This window comes from Micropruina sp. (assembly GCF_047607385.1).
Classification (GTDB): domain Bacteria; phylum Actinomycetota; class Actinomycetes; order Propionibacteriales; family Propionibacteriaceae; genus Micropruina.
In genome coordinates this window covers 47303-66407 of the sequence record NZ_JASGDE010000018.1, presented here as the reverse complement: position 1 = coordinate 66407, position 19105 = coordinate 47303, and the positions used below count along the sequence as shown (strand labels likewise).

Genomic DNA, 19105 nt, shown 5'->3' with positions numbered 1-19105 from the left:
CCCCCCGCGGGCCCCCCGCTTCGGGTCGTGCGACCGGACTGACGGGTCGGGCCTGGTGATCCGGCGCGCCGTGGTGGTCGGCTGCGGCGCAGATCGCCGGGGGAACCCGCGGGGGAGGTGCCCCCTTACTTGGCCGGGTTCTCGGTCAGGCAGTCCTCGGCCACCAGGCGCACGGTGTGGAACGACGGGGCGGCGAAGCCGGCGGTGGGGAAGGTGAAAGCGGTACGACGAAGAGTGGGGCCGAAGGCGGCGACGATCTTGGTGAGGCTCATGGTGGTCTCCTTGTTGGTCTGTCCGGGTGGCGGGGTGCTTGCCACAACAACAAGTGTTCGGGATCGCGTTCGATGCGTCCAATGAAGTGAAGACATAGAATCCATGCGAAATCTGCATCTAATGGACGAGGAGTGAGCCGATGGACACCGAGTCGCTGCGCTGGTTCGAGATGGTGGCCGACGGCGCGACCGTCACCGAGGTGGCCGAGCTGGAGATGCGCTCCCAGCCCGGCGTCTCCCGCGCCCTGGCGCGGCTGGAGGAGGAGGTCGGCGCCGAGCTCTTCCAACGCTCCGGACGCTTGCTCAGCCTGACCCCGGCCGGCGCGGCGTTCCATCGGCACGTCGGCGCCGCGCTGCATCGCCTCGACGACGGCATCGCGGCGGTGCAGCAGCTGGTCAGCCCCGAGACCGGCACGGTCAGCCTGGCCTTCCAGGCGTCGCTGGGCACCTGGCTGGTGCCCGACTTGATCGGCAGCTTCCGGACCCGCTTCCCCGAGGTGCGGTTCGACCTGCGCTCCAAGCCGGACGAGCACGCCTCGGCGGTCGGTGCCCGCAGCCCGGTCGATCTGGAACTGTCCACCCTGCACGTCATCGAGGACGGGGTGGAGTGGCGGCCGCTGGTCCGGGAACCGATCCGGCTGCTGCTGCCGCAGGGGCATCCGCTGTCGGACCGCCGCCGGGTCGGCATCGCCGAGGTGGCCGAGGATTCCTTCATCACGCTCTGGCGCGCGTCCCTGCTGCGCAGCCAGCTCGACCAGCTCTGCGCCCGGGCCGGCTTCGAGGCCAGGGTGGCGCTGGTGGCCGACGACCTGCCGACGCTGCGCGGCTACGTCGCCTCCGGGTTGGGGGTGGCCATCATCCCGGCCCGCTGGGACGCCGGCGCCATCGAGCCGTCCTCGCCGCGGGTGCACTACCTGGAGCTGTCCGATCCGGACGCCGAACGCACCGTCGGGCTGTCCTGGAACGATCATCGCCGCCGGCTGCCCGCCGCCGAACTGTTCCGCGAGCACGTGCTGACCCGGGCGGAGACCGGCAGGCTGCCGCGTCCGGTGCCGATCCGCTGAGGGCCGGTTCAGTCGATGGCGTCCGGAGCGGCCTCGTCGGCGTCCCTCGGACGTTCCAGCCGCGGCGCCACCTGCAGGTGCCGCATGCCGTTCCAGGCCAGGTTCACCACGTGCGCGGCGACCACGTCCTTGGCCAGCCCGCTGTCCCGGTTGTCCAGCCACCACTGGCCGGTGAGTGCCACCAGGCCGACCAGCATCTGGGCGTACATCGGCGCCAGTGCCGGATCCAGCTGGGTCTTGGAGAACTCGGCGGCCAGCAGATCCTCGGCGCGTCCGGCGATGTCGGAGAGGATGGTCGCGAACGACCCCTCCGGGGAGGTCGCGGACGACCCCCGCGAGATGATCAGGAAGCCGTCCGGACAAGCGTCGATGTAGTCCAGCAGGGCCAGCGTGCCGAGCTCGATGAGGCGCCGGGCGCCGGCCCGCGGCGTGGTCAGCGCGGACCGGATGGCGGTGTGCAGGGCGCGCACCTCGCGGTCCACCACGACCGCGTAGAGGCCTTCCTTGCCACCGAAGTGCTCGTAGACCACCGGCTTGCTGACTTCGGCGTGCGCCGCGATCTCCTCCACCGAGGTGCCGTCCACGCCGCGGTCGGCGAACAGCCCGCGAGCCACCTCGATCAGCTGCTCGCGCCGCTCCGCGCGGGTCATCCTGACCCGGACGCGCCGCGCCCGTCCGGCGGCGGCTGACGAGCTTGGCATCCGCCCAGTCTGGCGTCCGGGAACTCGGTGCGCCAATCGTCCCGGGATGCGAGGCATCGCCGGCCGCCGTAGAGTGTGGATCGATCGATCCCCGGTTGGTCTTCCGGCAGGGCCCGCCTGACTTTGAATCAGGATTAGCGCAGTAGGTTCGACTCCTACCCGGGGAGCGCGTGGTGCCGCCGCTGTCGGCGGTCGTGGTGGCTGCTAGATCAGCCAGGAGTTGACGAACGGGATCCGCACCAGCACCGCGCTGATCAGGGCGCTGATCGCCAGCACCCCGATCCAGATCAGCGGGATGCCGATCGCGGTCGGAAGCAGGCCGGGCGAGACGTTGAGTTCCTCGATCAGCCGCACCAGCGCCGGATGGATCAGGTAGATCGGCAGCGTCCAGCGGGCCACCTCGGCCAGCCGCGGCCCGGTCTGGGTGGTGCCGCCGGCGTCGTGGAAGGCCAGGAACACCCCGACCGACATCAACGCGACGCCGAGGTTCAAGTAGCCGTACATCGACCCGACGCCGACGCCCTTCTCCAGGGACAGCGCCGAGGTCCCGACGGCGGTCATCACGATGCCGACCACGGTGCCGACGTAGGCGGCCGGACGCACCCAGCGCGGCAGTTCACGAGCCGATTCGTGCAGCAGGTGACCCAGCAGGAAATAGAACGGGAAGCCGGCCACCAGGTACGGGCCGACCCGGCTGACCAGATTGGCCCAATGGCTGCCGACCACCGGAATGATCGCCGTGGTCGGCACCAGAATGCTGGCGATTCCGGTCAGAATGGCCGCGTACCACGCCAGCGAACGGACGGCGGCGACCCGCTGCAGCAGCGGGATCAGGGCATAGACACCGGCCATCGCGGGCAGGTACCACAAGTGGTAATAGCCGTCCCAGAGTTGCTGGAGCGCGTAACTCCATTCCCATTTGCGCCCGACGGCCATGTTGACGAGCGCATAGGTGGAACTCCAGAAGACGTACATCACGAACAGCCGGCTGATGTAGTGGCGCCAGATCTTCTTCGGGGCGTCGGTGCGCTGCGGGGCGAGGAACAGCACGCCCGAGATCATGAAGAAGATGGGCACGCACCACCGGCTCACCGAGCCGTAGACGTTCGCCACCTGCCAGTCGACGGACGCCGGCGGCAGCGCGTACCAGCCGACGGCCGACACGTGCACCAGCACCACCGCGGCGGCCGCGGCCACCCGGAGTCGGTCGACGTAGGCGAGCCGGGTGCGGGATCGGCTGGCGGCGGGGGGCTGGTTGGTCACGATCTGCTCCGAGGATATGGCGCGGCGTGGCTGACCGGAATCACCTTTCCCGCCGGCGTCACCGGACGCCGCCCGGCTACCGGACATGGGCGATCGAGAGACTCGGGGACTGCGGCCGCCGGCCGCTACGGGCCGGTGAACAGGAGTGCATAAAGGAGTGATTCATGGTGGGCCGGTGTGTGGGGTGCCGGTGCGCGGCGTCCGGGGTCGAGGGGTACCGTTCGCTGCGACGCTCGAACGCGACGTCAGGACGCACGGTCTCCCGATCAACATGTGCTCGCGAAAAGCTAGCACACAGGGTTTAGTGGGCCAAAGGGGTCTCGGGCTACGGCCTGCGCCACCGCGGGGGGAGGGTCGGCCGCATGCTGGGCTCCGCCGGCGTCCGGGCGGCGTCCCGCGGTGCGGCCGCGTTTGCGTGCAGTCCTGCAAATGTGACAGACTGCCGCTGCGTCCTTAGGCGCGATAAGAAGCAGGACTGGGCGAGTGGCCCACAGCCCTCCGCAGGTCGGCTCGCCACCCCGGGCGGCACGCCTCCCACATCGGATCGGCAGCCATTTGGGGGTTTCGAGACCGTCGTCGTGACCGACGGCGGGGCCAGCGGTCCAATACATCAAGACATGCCGGGACGATCGTGCACTTGCGTTTGCGAGTGGACAGCAACGGGAGCCAATGGACTCCGATCGATCGGCACGGTCCGGCCATGGCCAGTACATCCGCCGGCTAATCGGAGAAGACAGATGAGGCAACCCCACCACACTGAAGAGTCCTTCTTGCGGCAGCGCACTGCCCGTCCGGAGGTTTGATATGACCCAGCCGAACAGCTCTGCGGCCCCGCAGTCGTCCGCTCCGGCTTCGCCGGCCCCTGGTGGCGGCCGCGACCTGAGCATCCAGTCCCTGCGCGGGATCGTGCTGATCCTGATGGTGCTGTACCACGTCTCGGAGTCGGGCCCGCCCGGCGGCGCCCTGACCGCCCAGTCGGACTGGTGGAACGTGGTCATGAAGCTGCTCGGCGACGTCCGGATGCCGATGTTCGCGGTGCTCTCCGGCTACGTCTACGCGCTGCGTCCGATCTCGTCGTGGAGCCAGTACCCGCGGCTGGTTCGCGGCAAGTTCAAGCGCCTGCTGGTCCCGTTCCTGGTGGTGGGCACCATCTACTTCCTGTGGCAGGTGGTCGGCCCGGGCGGCGGGATCAAGACCGAACTGTCCGGGCTTCCGCACTTCTGGCTCTACGCCGACGTCGATCCGTACTGGTTCCTGCAGGCCATCATGTGGTGCTTCCTGGCCGTGGGCGTGCTGGACATCCTGGGCTGGCTGCAGCCGCTGTCCCGCTGGACCACGGTGTGGATCGTGGTGACCGCGGCGTACGTGGTGCTGAACGTCCAATTCGACGACGGCATCCTGAACTACGGGCGGGGACTGTGGCTGCTCGGCCCGTTCCTCCTCGGCGTCGGGTTCAAGCGGTTCTCCACGGCCGCCTTCGAGCGCCGGATGCTGCCCTGGGCGACCGCAGGCTTCGTGGTCTTCCTCGCGCTGCGCGTCGTGGTCCGCTACGACCTGTTCCCGCAGCTGGTCGTCGTCACCCCGCAGCTCGACCGGCTGACGAAGTCGATCGTCGGATACCTGGCGATTTTCATCCTCTTCGCTCTCCGGAAGGTCCTGGAGAACAAGTTCCTGAGCACGATCGGGCTGTATTCGTTCGGTGTGTACATCCTGCACAACTGGGCAATTTCGTTCGGCATGGGGGTCATGCCCCGGATCGGCATCGACAACGCCTGGATCCGTACCGCGATCGGCCTTCCGCTGGCCATCGCGTTGCCGATCTGGGTGGAGCGGACGTTCGCTCGCTACCCGTGGGTCAGCTGGCCGATATTCGGCCAGAAGCCGAACAAGCCGGTGAACCGGAAAGAGCGCGCCAAGAAGGTGGGATACGCCGGAACGCCCGGGTGACGGGCTGAGATCGGGGCGGCGCAAGTATGCGCTGATACGATGTCACGAGCTAATTGAACGGGGAGCCTCGTCTGAGGCTCCCCGGAGTTCTGACCTGGGGGGAACACAAACGTGCCGAGAGTGAGCATCATCATGCCCACCTACAACGCCGGGGCGCGGATCGGGGCGGCGATCAGCAGTGTGCTGAGCCAGAGCCACCCGGACGTGGAACTGGTGGTTGTGGACGACGGCTCGACCGACGACACCCATCGCATAGCGAGCGGATTCGGCGACCGGATCACCCTGCTGCAGCAGCGCAACGCCGGCCCCAACGCCGCCCGCAACACCGGGCTGAAGTCGGCCACCGGGGACGTCATCGCCTTATGCGACTCCGACGACATCCTGTTGCCGAACTACGTCGCCAAGGCGCTGGCCGTGCTCGACAAGTCGCCGGCCCGCACCTGGGTGACCTGCGCCGCCATGGCGCTCACCGACGATGGACTGAAGGACTACGGGGTTTCGCCGTTCGGTGAAATTCCGGTCGGCGAGCAGCGCGAAGCGATCCTGCAGATGAACTTCGTGTCCATCTTCTCGGTGTTCCCGCGCCGGATGGTCGACGAGATCGGCCCGTTCAGCGAAGACCTGCACCGCTGCGAGGACTGGGAATACTGGGCGCGCGCGATCCTGTCCGGGTGGCGAGTGGCATTCCAGACCGAGGAGACCGCCATGTACCGGCAGCAGGGCCACAGCCAGTCGGCGGATTCGACGGCGATGATGGATGCCGAGGACGAGCTCTTCGCCGGGCTGGCGACGCGCTTCGCAGGTACCCTCACCGAACGCGAGCGCACGCTGCTGTCGGCCCGCGCGAACCACGGGTCTCCGCAGCGGCAGCGGCAGTTGGCCAGGCAGGCCTGGGCCGCCGGCGACTTCCGCCAGGGCGCCGCGCTGCTGCGCGCCGCGGCCAGGGACTATCCGCGCTATCGCGGGCTGCGGAGCAAGGCGATGGTGGCCGGCGTGGCCGCGCCCATCCTGGAACTGATGCCCGAGGGAACGCCGTTGCGGCGGCGGGCGAAGGAGCGTCTGTGACCGACACCAGCACCGGCCCCGCCCACCCCGGAGAGGCCGAGGGCTCGACGGACGACGAATCCGCCGTCACCCAGGAGGAACTCATCGAACAGGGTGCGGCGAAGGTGAAGACCCCGGTGTCCGAGCCCAGCCTGCTTCGCAGGCTCGCCCGCGGCACCGGCTGGCAGGCGCTCGCCCAGATGTCGCCGCTGGTCTTCAACCTTGCGCTGACCCCGTACCTGATCCACGGATTCGGCACCGGGCTCTACGGCGTCTTCCTGCTGATCGCGGTGATCCAGCAGTTCATCGGCAGTGTGGACGGCGGCGTCGGGGCGAGCTCGCGCCGCTACTTCGGGATCTACACCGGACGCGGCGACCGGGCCGCGATGACCTCGCTGTTGACCTCCCTGTTCGTCATCATGACCATCGCGGCGTCCGTGCTCTGCGCACTGTTGCTGCTGGCCGCGCCGCAGATCATGGCCTTCTTCCCGGGTTCGGCGGAGGACCCGGAGGGGGCCGTCTACCTGCTTCGGGTGATGATCATCCTGGCCGGCATCTCGCAGGTCCGTGGGCTGTTCACCCAGGTGCTGCTCACCGCGAACCTGTTCCGGTTCACCGCCCTGGGTGACCTGCTGGGCTTCTTCGCCTACGCCACCGGCATGGTGCTGGCGGTGCAGAACGACATCGGGCTGGTCGGAATCGCCTGGGCGTTCATCGCCCAGCAGGTCTTCCCGACGCTGATGGTGCTGCCGGCCGCGCTGCGCCGGCTGGACTGGGCCGCGGTGCGGTTCGTGCCGTGGAGCCTGCTGAAGGAGTTCTTCGGCTACGCCTGGAAGATCCAGATCTCCGGCACCTTGACGCTGCTGGCCGACTACGGCGATTCGCTGTTCGTCGGCCGGTTCGCGGCGCCGCAGATGACCGCGTTCGGAACCGGCGCCAGCTTCGCCAACACGATGCGCGGAGTGCCGTTCAACGCGACCGTTCCGATCGATGCCAACATCGCCCGGGCGATCGGCGAGCACGGGCCGACCGGGGCGGTCGATCAGGTGATCAAGATCCAGCGGCTCTGGGTCCGCCTGATCGCCGGCTGGATCGGCGTCGGCGTCCCCGCTGCCGGCTTCGGCGTCACGGTGTGGCTGCACCTGGGCACCGATCTGCCCGGCCAGGTGGCCGCCGTCATCCTGCTCGCCTACGGGGTGACCCTCACCATGATGGTCCAGCGGTTCTGGCTGAACGGGCTGGGCCGGTCGGGCCTGACCCTCTCCTACGACGTCATCAACATGGTGATCAACCTGTCGCTGACCTTCCCGCTGATCCTCTCCTTCGGCGTGGTGGGGACGATCAGCGCCACCCTGGTCGCCGCGATCTGCTCCGCGACGTACCTGACCTGGGTCGGTCAGCGCCGGGTGGACACTCCGCTCCCGACGCCCTGGAGCGAGGTTCCGTGGCTCTGGGTGGTGGCTGCGAGCGCGTTCTCCGCGGCGTCCTGCTGGGCGGTCGCACACTACGTGGTGGGCACCATCGTGCCCTACGGCGCCCTGGCGCTGCTGACCGTCGGAGCGGCGGCCGCACCCGCGCTGCTGGCCTACGTCATCTACATCGTGGGCATCCGCCGGCTGCGTGGCCTGATCGATCAGGCCCGCTCAAAGCTCCGGCGCTGAGCCTGAACCCCGATCGCCGTCCCGCCGTCCGGTGGGGCGGCGATCGTCGCGTCCGGCGCAGGTGTCTCTCATAATTCTTGGATGATTCTGGGCATCGGACGCCGCCGCCACGCTGCCTCCGGAGGCCCTGTTGCATCCCGCCAATCACCGTCTGACAAGTGCTGACGCTGCTTCTCGCGAGAGTGGGACGCCGGCGTCCGGCTGTGCGTAAGCCGACATCCTTGGCTAGATTTCAGCAAATCCTCAGTTTGCACTAAGCTTTCGGCTGCGCCCAGCGCGCACCTTTCGCCAACGACCCGGGAAGCCCCGGCCCAACCTCTCACGATTGGACGACCCCCAATGGCCAAGCTCAGTCGAGCCGCCCTGGTAGCCCTCAGCGCTGCCGCACTCGCGCTCTCCTCGCCGCTGCCGGCTGTCGCGAAGAGCAGTTCCGGAACCGACAGCCGTCCCGTCTCTTCGCGCGTGTTCGCTTCGAACTCGCCCTTCTACCAGAAGCTGCCCAGCTCCACCCCGGCAGCCTCCGACTCCGGTGCGCTGGTGTCGAGCCTCAAGGCTCAGGCCCACAAGTACTACGGAACCGCCACCACCCCCAACGTGGCGATCAACACCGGCAAGTACTCCACGCCGCTGTACGTGGCCCGCAATTCCGATCCGGCTTACGACATCACCGCGTGGAACTGCCAGAGTCACACCGCCAGCGTCGCGGTCTACCTCAACGCACAGTTGAAGAAGGTCCACATCCCCAACGACATGCAGCCCGACCCGTCCACCGACGGCAGCGTGGCGATCTACAACCCGGACAGCAAGGAGCTGGTCGAGTTGTGGCGCGCCCGCAAGAACGGCAGCAAGTGGGAGGCCTGCTGGGGCGGCAAGATCACCGAGGCCAACAAGTCGCTCGGCGTCTTCAGCGGCACCTTCGGTGCCTCTGCCAGCGGCATGGCCAAGTGGGCCACCACGATTCGCGAGCAGGAGCTGCTGAACGGTCGCATCGACCACGTGGTCGGCCTGGCCGTCCCGCAGACCAAGAAGGGCAGCATCTCCTGGCCCGCCGTCCGGACCGACGGCTGGTGGACCGGCAGCGAGTTGTCCATCGGTCAGATGCTGCGGCTGCCGGCCAGCCTCAACATCGACGCGATGAAGCTCTCGCCCGCGGCCAAGACCATCGCCAAGGCCGCGCAGGAGTACGGCATCATCATCACCGACACCTCGGGCTCGGTGAGCTTCGCCGCGGAGAACCCGATCGCGCTGTCGACCGACCGCTACTCGTCGATCTTCCGTGGCCGGGCTGCCTGGGCCGAGATGGCCGGCGACAAGAGCAAGGGCGAGGTCGCCTTCCCGCTCGACAAGCTCGTCGCCCTCCCGCTGAACTACCGCGCGCCGGTGAACGCCGGTTCCACCCCGCCGGCGACCTCCACGCCGCCGGTGGTGTCCAACCCGTCGACCAGCGCACCGGCCAACACCGGCTACGCCGCCGCGGTCAAGGGAGCCAAGCCCTCGCTGTACTGGGATCTGTCCGACAAGGGCAGCACCGCCGCGGACTCCAGCGGCAACGGTCGTACCGGAACCCTGAGCAGCGTGACCACCGGTGTGGCCGGCGCCATCAAGGGCAACACCGCGGTGACCACCCAGGGCAAGTCGGGCTCGCTGGTCTCCAGCTCGGCCGCCACCACGCCGTCCAGCTCGTTCAGCATGCAACTGTGGTTCAAGACCACCACCAAGTCCGGCGGCAAGCTGGCGGGTTTCGAGAGCACCAAGACCGGCAACGGCTCGCGCTATGACCGGGCGCTCTACTTGACCAACGCCGGCAAGCTGGTCTTCGGCACCTACTCCGGCAAGGTCTCCGCGTTGACGAGCTCCAAGGCCTATAACGACGGCGCCTGGCACATGGTCACCGCCACCCAGGGCACCGGAGGCACGAAGCTCTACGTGGACGGTGCGCTGATCGCCAGCAACAGCGAGACCAAGGCGCAGTCCGGGTCCGGCTACTGGCGGCTCGGCGGCGGCAACCTGAAGAGCTGGCCGAGCGCGCCCAGCAGCTACTACGCGCAGGCTTCGCTGGACGAGTTCGCCGTCTACGGCACCGTGCTGAGCGCAACCACGGTCGCGGCACAGCACAAGGCTGCTTCCTGAGCGAACACCGCGACGAACAACCCCAGCGGCGCCGGCCTGATGGCCGGCGCCGCTGGCGTTTCTCCGCACCCGCACCTACGTCGACATCCGCAGGCCCGAATCCACATCCGCACCCGGCCTGCCGCACTCGTCAGCCGCACCCGCCAGCCGCACCGGCTACTCGCGGCCGGACACCCCTCGACCGGCGCCCGTGCCCCGCGGCCGCGCGTCCTCGGTCGATGGGGGGAGGGGCAGCGGCAGTGCTCTCCGGCTGGCTGCCGCCGGACGCCGAAAGGGCCGGGAGCGATAGACGCTCCCGGCCCTGGCCCGGCGATCTGCCGGAGTGACGACTGCTGTTGCCGGTGCTACCGGCCGCCGACCAGGTCGGACGCCGGCAGCGCGGAGGCCGCCGGACGGCGCGGCAAGTCGATCAGGATGCCGCGGGCGGCGATTCCCCAGATCAGCCAGACCAGATAGTTCGGCGTCAGATAGGGATTCGGGCTGGTCATCGACGGGACGATCCAGACGATGAAGGCGGCCAGGCCGACCAGCTTCCAGTGCCGCGACCAGACCGCGCTCGGCTTCGCGAGCAGGCCCAGCATCGGCCCGGTGATGAAGCACAGAGCCCAGAGCAGAGCACCCAGCACGCCGGTCTCCGCGGCGCGGGAGAGGAACACGTTGTGCACCTCGATGGTCACGGTGGTCACCGGGTAGGTGTCGGCCTGACGCACCCAGAGCACGTTCTGGTGGACGAACTGGGCCCAGCCGATGCCGAACAGCGGAAGCTGCTGAACGATCTGCAGTGCCGCGGCGTTGGTGTTCTGCCGGTCGTAGACCGACCGCTCGGTGAAGAGCCGGGTCGCCAGCGCGTCGCGGAACTCCGGGAAGGCGACCAGCAGCACCGTGCCGGCGATCACGATCAGCACCACCAGTGGAGCCAGCCGACGCCGCAGCCGGGGTACCAGGACGGCGACGGCCAGCCCGGCGAGGACCGCGGAGAGCCAGGTCGACCGGGTCAGGCAGACGACCGTGCCGATCATCCCGCTGAACACGCCGACCGCGCCGATCACGCGCCAGAGCCGCTCCTTGGTGATGTGCACCAGCAGGCCGGCCATGAAGATCGCCAGCACCGACACCATGCCGAGAGGCTCCGGCGCCAGCCAGGGACCGCCGGCCCGGCTGTCGATGCCCTGGCTGGGGCCGTTCAGGATGTACCGGGGGAACAGCAGCGAGCGGATGCCGAGGAACTCCATCAGGCCGGTGAAGCCGATGTAGATGGCCATCAATGCCAACGTCCGGAGCAACAGCTCCCGGCGGTGGCCGGTCGAGAAGATCGCGGCGCCGAGCGGGAACATCAGCAGCGGGACGATGATCCGGTCGAGCAGCGCGAAGGCGGGTTGGGTGTCGCTGGGCGGCCAGGTGGACATCCAGGAGAGCGTGGTCCACACGATCGTGGCGCCGGCGACCGCGTAGAAGGCCCGCAGCCGCAGGTGATCGCGGGCAGGGTCGAGGAACCACAGCAGCACCGCGAGCGCGATCAGCGGCCGGTCCAGCGGAATCGGCAGCCCGATCGCGTCGGTGTGGCCGGTGAACATGGTGAAGACCAGGCCGGCCAGCAGGAGCCAGACGTAGGCGGGCTCCCGCGGGCCGATCCCGGGAAACTGTTGCGGCGGCAGCGCCCTGCTCGGTGCGGACGTGGACACGTCACTCACCGTGGCGTCCGGTCGCCTTCTCGTTCGCGGTGCGGGCGGTCGAGGTGCCCCGGCGTTCGATCCGGAGGGCGATCACCAGGCCGGCGGCCGCTCCGACGATGAGGCCCAGCAGTCCCAGCTGGGAGACCCGGCTCATCCGATTGGACTTCAGCGCGTCCGCGGTGCGGATCAGCTGGAGGTTGGCGGCGGTCTTCCCGCCGTCCACCAGGTTGGTGTACTTCTGGCGCAGCGCCGCCGACTTCGCGGACGTGTTGGCGGCGTTCGCGGCGGCCTGGGTGACCTTGTCGCGAGCGGCCTGAATGGCCGCCTTCTTGGCGCCGTCCTTGTTCAGCAGCTGGTCCAGATTGCGTTGCGCGGCAGCCAGCTGAGTCTGGTTCTTGGCGTCGTTCTTGGCAGCCTCGGAGAAGTCGGCGAAGGCCGCGTCGATCGACTGCCGGCCGTTGGTGTTGACGATGTTCACCAACTGCTCGGCCGCGGTGTTGGCGGCGGCGGTCGCCGCTGCCGAGTCGGCGGAGACCGCCTCGATCCGGATGACATTGGACTCCGGGATCTGCGAGGCGGACAGCGTGACGCCCTCCGGCACGTCGGTCTGCGCGACGCCACGGTCGTTCACGTACCGGGCGTAGTTGGAGGCGAGCCCGGAGGCGGCGAGCGGGAAGCCGGCCACGGCGCCCGACGTGAGGTCGCCCGCGCCGACTGCCACCCGGGACTCCGCGGTGTACGACACCGGCATCGCGAAACCAACGGCCACGCCGACGACGGCGCCGATCAGGGCAGCCACGGTGCCCTTGACCCACTGCCGTCGCCAGGCGGCGAGCGGGCCGATCGCCACCTGGGTAAACGGCTCGCTCTCGCGATATTCGGTACTACTCACGTCTTTCCCCCTATGTCCCCGATGCGGGGACCGTGTGATGTCAAGCTATTTGGGCATGGCGGAGGAGGTGTCGCCTCGACGCCGCGCACTAGCGTAGCCGGACTTGCCGACGACTCTTACCACGTCCGTGGTTCTGGGCCGGCACCGTCCATCGGATTCGGTGCCGTAACGGCGCGACTTTCTACGGTGGCGCGGGATCGGGGAGCCGGTGCCGGACGCCGCCCGAACTCAAGACCGTTCCGCGTCGTCCCTAGTGGGAGGGGCTCGACCCGTCGATCACCCGCCGCCGGGCGGCCCGTTCCAGGACGCTCGCGGTGAGGTCCGGGCCATCGACGGCGATGCCGAGATCGGCGCCGTTGACCAGTTCCGCGATTTCGGTCTGATGGTCGTCGACGTGTTCATTGCGAATGGACCGCCGGATTGCCATCACCGGATAGATGCCCATGGACAGCAGCTCCAGCAGGGTGCCGACGCCGGAGTGTGTCACCACGACGTCGGCCGCCTGGGCGGCGGCCACGAACTCGGTGGGCGTCAGGTAGTCGTGGACGGTTCCGGGCAGGTCGTCGGCCCGGTCGGTGTCGCCGAGTTGCCACACGGTGTGCTCGTTGGCGTATCCGCTGGCCAGCACGGCATCGATCGCGGAATCGAACCGATAGCCCCGAATGGTGCCCAACGTGACGAAGAGGCGGTGTGGCGTGGCGTGCGGATCGGCCGGTTCGCTGCGCACATTGGACAGGATGCTCTCGCACGCCTGCCAGCGCCGGCCGGCCCACTCGTGGTGTTGGGTGTAGAGCGAGATGCCGGGGATCCGCTGCAGGATCCGACCGGTCGCGGACGGGCCACGAACCCGGCAGACGCTCTCCACGTAGACCGCCCGGACGCCGTGCAGAGCAGCGGCGGGAAGGGCCGCCGTGGCGATTGCGGCCCCGGTGCTGATCGCCACCTCGAATGGCTCGGCGCGCAGCAGGCGGCGTGCCTCGGGAATCGCGGCCAGCGTTCCGCGCACGTCACGAGGGCCGATGTACGGCAGGTGGTGGACGCGTCGGTGGCGCAGCAATTGCCGCGCTTGGGGCGTGTCGAAAGTCAGCCACACGGAGTCGGGATGGATTCCCAGGCGCTGTTCGAGTCGGACCAATTCGGACAAATGGCCCCCGGTCGAACAGACCAGCAAGGCCTTTGCCGACAGCGGAGCAATCGGCGCATAGGCGTCGGTCACCCGGAGGTACCTCCTTCTGGGCTCCACATCGCCCGCGTTGCTGATCGTCGCGTCCGGGCGCCGCGGCGGTCGCTCGGTCTGGGGAATTACAGACAAGGATGCTCCCCGCCGCGGACTATCGCAAACGGGGAGCAATTATCGGGCTGGACGCCCTCACTCGTGGCCGAAGGACCCGCCCAGGGTGGCTCGCTGAAGCTGCAGGTACGCCGGCGGTCCCTGGACCAGGTAGCGCCGAGCCAGACGGCTGGGCTCCTGCGCCAGGCGCCAAGCCCACTCGAGTCCGGCCTCGGCGATCACCTGCGGAGCCCGGGAGACCTCGCCGGCGAGAAAATCAACAACCGCGCCGAAGGCGAGCAGCACGCGGGCTCCGGTCGCGGCGCCGTTGGCCTCGATCCAGGCCTCCTGGCGCGGCTTGCCGAGGCAGACCACGAGCAGGTCGACGTTCGCTTCGCGAACCTCGGCTGCCAACTCGCGGGAGGCCGCGGGATCGACGATCTGCTGCCGCGGAGGTGCCCAGGTGCCGGCGATGGTCAGGTGCGGCCACTCGACCGCTGCGGTCTCGCGCAATTTCATCAGTGTCGGCGCTGCGCCGCCGAGGAAACCGACCCGGATGCCGCCGGCCTGCGCCCGGTCGAGGATCGGTCCCATCAGATCGCTGCCGGCGAGCCGCGGCCACGGGGTTCCGGTCAGCCGGCGCGCCTTCTTCGCGATCGGGGCGCCGTCGATCAGGTTGAGCCAGGGCATCGACTTGCCCAGCGAGCCGTGCCAGGCACCCTTCTCGCCGAAGTGATGGATGTGGTCGAGATTGATCGACGCGACCCCGAGCGGCTGATCCTGGTCGGAGGCCCAGTGGGCTTCGATGAGATCGAGCGCGTCGCCCGCGGTCAGCAGCTGGGTCGGAACGCTGGAGACGATCATCTCGGGCGCGACCTTGGCGGCGCCGGCGAACAGTCGGCGCGGGGCGTCGGTGAGTGGAGTATGGACGTTATTCACGGAGCGGTTCCTCTCGTTCTGGGGTGGGAACGGGGAATGAACCAGGTGTGCGTTCTATTGGTCTATACCGAAGTTGCGTACCCGAAAATGGGTACGCGCTCCCGTAATGACCTCCCCCGAGGATACTTACCTTGACTAGTATGCACGAATTGCGTTGGACGTCAAAAAAGGCCACTTGCTGTATCGCACTGTGGACAGGGTCTTGCCAGCCTCGCGGCGCTGCGGGCGCTCGCCCCTGGGGAGTGGCGCGCTGCTAGCATCCGTCCGGTGACCTCCATTTCTCGATCGGCGATGGCGTTGGCGAAGTCCGTCGCTCGCGACCTGCTGGCGGACGTCAACGCCGTCCGGACCCGCACGGCACTGCGGGTGACGTACCCCACGGCGGCGATCAGCCGCCGGGTGACCATCCTGGGCGATCCGGGCCGGATCAGGCTGGGAGACCGGGTCAGCATCAGCGGCCCGACCAGCATCGTGGTGGTCGACGGCGGCGGACTCACTGGCTCCCGGCTGGACGTCGGCGACGAGACCTACATCGGGGAGTTCGGGAACATCCGGGCCTCCGGTGCACCGATCACGATCGGTGCTCGCTGCCTGCTCGCCCAGAACGTGACCGTCGTCGGCAGCAATCACGGCACCCGGGCCGGGGTGCCCATCGTCGACCAGGACTGGTCCGGCACCGGTGTCGAGATCGGCGACGGCGTGTGGATCGCGGCCGGGTGCATCATCGTTCCGGGTGCCCGGATCGGTTCCGGTGCCGTCGTCGGGGCCAACTCGGTGGTCCGCGGGGTCGTGCCGGAGAACGCCATCGTCGCTGGTTCGCCGGCGCGCCAGGTGGGCGAGCGGAAGTCCTAGCCCGCTAGCGGGGCTGGTGGCCGAGCTGCCACAGCCGCGACCCGCCGTCGGAGAGCCCGTGGTCGGGCCCGCCGGTCCAGAAGGCCGTTCCGTCGGCCTTCAATGAGTACTTGTCGCCGTGCGTCGCGTGCCACCACAGCGCGCCGACGCCGTCGTTGCGGGCAACCTCCAGCACCGCCTGCGCGCCGGCGTAGTTGGCCGCGAAGCTGCCCGCGGTGCTGGAGCGGTCGACGGTGTAGCCGAACTCCCCGATCAGTGGGGTGAGCCCCGCCTCGCGGACCTTGGCGACGTAGCCGGCGAGCTTGTCGGCCGTCGAGTACATCTCGTAGGCGCCGTAGTTGTGCTGCTCCAGGATGACGTTGCCGTGCTTGCGCTGCAGGGCCGGGGCCATGTCGGCCTGGTAGCTGAACTTGGCGCCGGCGAAGTAGGGCTCGGTAGGGCCGAGGTCCTGGCCCCAGCAGGGTGCCCCGAGCAGGATCGGATTCGCGTTCCCGGTGCCGCGCACCGCGCTGGCCAGGGTGTCCAGGATCCGCACCCATTCGTCGTTGAGGTAGTCGGGCTCGTTGAGCAGCCCGCACCACACCCGGGGGTTGTCCCGGAACCTGGCGGCGGCGGTGGTCCACCAGGAGATGAGTTGCGACTCGACCGCGGCCTGGTCGTTGTCCTTGGACCGTGGATTGTCGTGGGCGTCGAGGATCACCACCAGGCCGGCGCCGGTGTACTCGTCGACGATCTCGGACGCCAGGTCGAGCAGTGCGTCGGCGCCCCGGTTCGCCACGTAGGACCAGCTGGCGGCGTCGGTCACCATCAGGTTGAGCCGGACCGTGTTCCAGCCCCAGGCCACCGCGTCGGCCGCGTGGCCGCGGGCATCGCCCTTCCAGTCGAAGGTCTTGACCGTGCCCACGTTCGCGCCCAGCGGCGTGAAGGTGGCGCCGTCGAGACCGCGGATGATCCCGTCCACCGCTTCGAAGCGGGTCGGGGCAGGGGAGCCGCAGCCTCCCAGGATCGGTGACGCGAGGATCCCGATTCCGGCGGCGAGCAGTGCCCGCCGGCCGAAGGGGCGGTCGACCGGGTGGGCTTCCTGGTTGACCGGATCCATGGCGTCAGCCGATCGACTCGGTCGGGGTCGGGCGTCCGATACCGTCCAGGAACTGCTGCTGCGCCAGTGCGCAGGCATCCAGCGCGAACCCGGCGATCACGTCCTCACGGGCCGTGACGCCGAGCCGATGCCGCAACGCGGGGTCGGACGCCAGGCCGGCCAGCGTGTCGGCCAGCAGGTCCGCCCGGCCCGGGGGCACCAGATAGCCGTTGCGGCCGTCCTTGACCAGCTCCGGAATACCGTTGATCGGGGTGGTCACCACCGGCATGCCGGTGGCCATCGCCTCCATCAGGACGACCGGCAGGCCCTCCTGGAAGCTGGGCAGGCAGAACACGTTCGCCCAGTGGTACTCGGCGAGGATGTCGTCCTGCCCGACCGGGCCGACCAGGGTGACGCGGTCGGAGAGGCCACGGGCCGCGATGATGGTGCGCAGCTCGGCGTCCAGGTCACCGCCGCCGACCAGCCGCAGCTCGAAGTCGACACCCTGCTCGGCGAGCTGGGTGGCGGCGTCCAGCAGCACCGGCGCCCCCTTCTCGGGCACCAGGCGGCCGACGTCGAGGATCCGCAGCGGGCCGTCGGTCGGGCGGGGCTCGGCGGGCGGCACGAAGCGGTCGGTGTCGACGCTCATGTGCACGATCTGCAGCTTGGCCCAGTCGCTGGGGTCGCTGAGTCGCATCAGCTGGCTGCGGGTGAAGTCGGAGATGCAGGCCACCCCGTCGGCGTCGGCGACCTTGCCGGCCAGGTCGAAGCGGTCGACCGCCTCGAACTCGGTCGGTCCGTGCATGGTGAACGACCACCGCCAGCCGCCGTCGGGATCGACGCTGCGGGCGTAGGCGACGGCGGCCCGGGCGATGTCGGCGCCGCTGTTGGCGAAGTGGGCGTGCACGTGGCGCAACCCGAGGCGGCGCATCTCGGCCAGCAGCCGCATCGCCTCACCGGCGTAGAAGATCTGCCAGACCCGGCTCCGGGCCCGGGCCTCGCCGGTCCGGACGGCCCGTCCGAGCGCGCCCAGCACGGCCGCCGGATGTCCGAGGGTCTCACGCAGTGCCGCGGTGGCGAGGGCGCCGGTCGACTCCTGCAGCACGATGGTGCGCGCGGCCTCCGCGCGCATGGTCTCGCTGAGCAGCGCGCCCGGCGGGCGGACGGTGAACGAGTGCACCGGCGTGCCCATCCGCCGCAGTCCCTCGATCTCGCGCTCGACGAAGGTGTGCGAGATCAGCGGGTATTGGCTGACCAGGTAGGCCACCGGCTCGTGAGAGTCGACCGCTGTGGCATCCGTCGCTACCACCCGGCTGGAGTCGTCGCGCCCCCACTGATCGCCCTTCAGCCGGGCCTGCACCTTCGCCGCCACCGTGGTGCCGACGTAGACCAGCGCGGACGGGGCCAGCGAGGGCTGCTCGGCGACCAGCCCGACCAGGCTGCGCACCGACGAGGACGAGGTCCGCGAGTAGTCGTGGCCCGACTCGAGATCGTCGGCGGCGGCCGCGACCTGCGCGTTGCCGCGGTCCACCCGGGTCCGCACCCGGACCAGGTCGGCCCAGCGCCGCGGCGTCCGCACCACGAACTCGCCGGGGGTCCGGACGCGTTCGGCGGGCTCGAACAGGCGCTGGATGTAGAGATCGTCGGCCATCAGGTCGGGGAACCGCTCGAAACGCTGCCGGCCCTGCTCGGAGACGCCGTAGACGCCGAGCCCGACGAGGTCCTCGCTGAGGTACGGCATCTGCTCGAAGACGCGGTAGTAGTCGCGCACCCAGCGGTCGGCGCCGTCCAGGTCGAAGCGGATGGCGGGGGAGCCGACCACCGGCTCGTCCACCGACAGCGCGGAGATCATCCCTTCCAGGGCGCCCGGCCCCAGCACGATGTCGGCGTCGAGGAAGATGCGCGGAAATGCCTGGGCCGCTTCGTCGCCGAGGTTCAGGGCGTTCGCCTTGCCCGGGGTCTCGGTGTCGATCACCGTGAGCAGCGGGAGCCGGTCGGCGAAACCGCGGGCGGTCTCGACGGTCGAGTCGGTGCAGGCATTGGCGACCACGACGACCTCGACGGACGCCGCCAACGGGTCGTCGGCGATCCGCTCCAGCGTTGCCGGCAGGACGGCGGACTCGTTGTGGGCGGGAATGATCAGGCTGGCGAGTGGCAAGGGAACTCCGTGTAGAACTGAGGTGCTCGGCGCGGTGCGCGAGCGGACAGGGCGTCGGGGTCCGGGGCTGCTCACCGTGGCGTCGACCGACGCCCGACGGGCAGCGCCTCGTATGGTCCGGGGCGGTGGTGACTGGCAGTCTACCCTGGCCGGGCCGCCGA

The 19105-nt window shown here is 69.3% G+C and carries 15 protein-coding genes and 1 tRNA gene; 7 read left to right on the top strand and 9 right to left on the bottom strand.

Going from position 1 to position 19105, the window contains the following annotated elements:
* Positions 1-125: 125 nt before the first annotated feature.
* The gene (locus tag QM582_RS01525) at positions 126-272 is read right to left on the bottom strand and encodes a hypothetical protein (protein ID WP_415081124.1); all 147 of its coding nucleotides are present in this window, start codon (positions 270-272) and stop codon (positions 126-128) included.
* A gap of 140 nt (positions 273-412) precedes the next feature.
* Here QM582_RS01525 and QM582_RS01520 point away from each other — a divergent pair, with 140 nt between their 5' ends.
* Positions 413-1336 carry a LysR family transcriptional regulator gene (locus tag QM582_RS01520; RefSeq protein ID WP_415081122.1) on the top strand — a complete coding sequence of 308 codons (924 nt, stop codon included), beginning with the start codon at positions 413-415 and terminating at the stop codon, positions 1334-1336.
* An 8-nt stretch (positions 1337-1344) separates the two neighbouring features.
* Here QM582_RS01520 and QM582_RS01515 read toward each other — a convergent pair whose 3' ends face one another.
* On the bottom strand, positions 1345-2037 hold the full coding sequence (locus QM582_RS01515) for a TetR/AcrR family transcriptional regulator (protein ID WP_415081120.1): 693 nt from the start codon (positions 2035-2037) through the stop codon (positions 1345-1347).
* A gap of 88 nt (positions 2038-2125) precedes the next feature.
* Between QM582_RS01515 and QM582_RS01510 the strand changes: the two genes are divergently transcribed.
* Positions 2126-2204: transfer RNA gene (locus QM582_RS01510), tRNA-Gln, on the top strand.
* Between the two features lie 37 nt (positions 2205-2241).
* On the opposite strand, the gene QM582_RS01505 is transcribed toward QM582_RS01510, so the two are convergent.
* Positions 2242-3300: an acyltransferase gene (locus tag QM582_RS01505; RefSeq protein WP_415081118.1), complete on the bottom strand. Its 1059-nt coding sequence runs from the start codon at positions 3298-3300 to the stop codon at positions 2242-2244.
* A gap of 804 nt (positions 3301-4104) precedes the next feature.
* Between QM582_RS01505 and QM582_RS01500 the strand changes: the two genes are divergently transcribed.
* The 4 genes from QM582_RS01500 to QM582_RS01485 all read left to right on the top strand — a co-directional run bounded on the left by QM582_RS01500 (position 4105) and on the right by QM582_RS01485 (position 10082).
* The gene (locus QM582_RS01500; protein WP_415081116.1) at positions 4105-5247 is read left to right on the top strand and encodes an acyltransferase family protein; all 1143 of its coding nucleotides are present in this window, start codon (positions 4105-4107) and stop codon (positions 5245-5247) included.
* Positions 5248-5367: 120 nt separating this feature from the next.
* Positions 5368-6312: a glycosyltransferase family 2 protein gene (locus QM582_RS01495; RefSeq protein ID WP_415081114.1), complete on the top strand. Its 945-nt coding sequence runs from the start codon at positions 5368-5370 to the stop codon at positions 6310-6312.
* On the top strand, positions 6309-7952 hold the full coding sequence (locus QM582_RS01490) for an oligosaccharide flippase family protein (RefSeq protein ID WP_415081112.1): 1644 nt from the start codon (positions 6309-6311) through the stop codon (positions 7950-7952). Before QM582_RS01495 ends, QM582_RS01490 begins: the two co-directional genes overlap by 4 nt.
* A gap of 462 nt (positions 7953-8414) precedes the next feature.
* Entirely contained in the window at positions 8415-10082 is a 1668-nt protein-coding gene (locus QM582_RS01485; protein WP_415081110.1) for a LamG domain-containing protein, read from the top strand.
* A gap of 344 nt (positions 10083-10426) precedes the next feature.
* On the opposite strand, the gene QM582_RS01480 is transcribed toward QM582_RS01485, so the two are convergent.
* The 4 genes from QM582_RS01480 to QM582_RS01465 form a co-directional block, all read right to left on the bottom strand.
* A complete protein-coding gene (locus tag QM582_RS01480) occupies positions 10427-11764 on the bottom strand; it encodes an O-antigen ligase family protein (protein WP_415081108.1) in 1338 nt (445 codons plus the stop codon).
* A gap of 1 nt (position 11765) precedes the next feature.
* The gene (locus QM582_RS01475; RefSeq protein ID WP_415081106.1) at positions 11766-12647 is read right to left on the bottom strand and encodes a hypothetical protein; all 882 of its coding nucleotides are present in this window, start codon (positions 12645-12647) and stop codon (positions 11766-11768) included.
* Positions 12648-12897: 250 nt separating this feature from the next.
* Positions 12898-13863, bottom strand: a complete 966-nt coding sequence (locus QM582_RS01470; RefSeq protein WP_415081104.1) for a glycosyltransferase — start codon at positions 13861-13863, stop codon at positions 12898-12900.
* A gap of 153 nt (positions 13864-14016) precedes the next feature.
* The gene (locus QM582_RS01465; RefSeq protein WP_415081102.1) at positions 14017-14856 is read right to left on the bottom strand and encodes a WecB/TagA/CpsF family glycosyltransferase; all 840 of its coding nucleotides are present in this window, start codon (positions 14854-14856) and stop codon (positions 14017-14019) included.
* Between the two features lie 267 nt (positions 14857-15123).
* On the opposite strand from QM582_RS01465, the gene QM582_RS01460 reads away from it, so the two are divergent.
* Complete coding sequence (locus QM582_RS01460; RefSeq protein ID WP_415081100.1) at positions 15124-15708, top strand: acyltransferase; 585 nt, start codon at positions 15124-15126, stop codon at positions 15706-15708.
* Positions 15709-15712: 4 nt separating this feature from the next.
* On the opposite strand, the gene QM582_RS01455 is transcribed toward QM582_RS01460, so the two are convergent.
* Together QM582_RS01455 and QM582_RS01450 are read right to left on the bottom strand one after the other, a co-directional pair.
* A complete protein-coding gene (locus QM582_RS01455; RefSeq protein ID WP_415081099.1) occupies positions 15713-16807 on the bottom strand; it encodes a glycoside hydrolase family 5 protein in 1095 nt (364 codons plus the stop codon).
* A 4-nt stretch (positions 16808-16811) separates the two neighbouring features.
* Entirely contained in the window at positions 16812-18944 is a 2133-nt protein-coding gene (locus QM582_RS01450; protein ID WP_415081098.1) for a glycosyltransferase, read from the bottom strand.
* Positions 18945-19105: the final 161 nt, after the last annotated feature.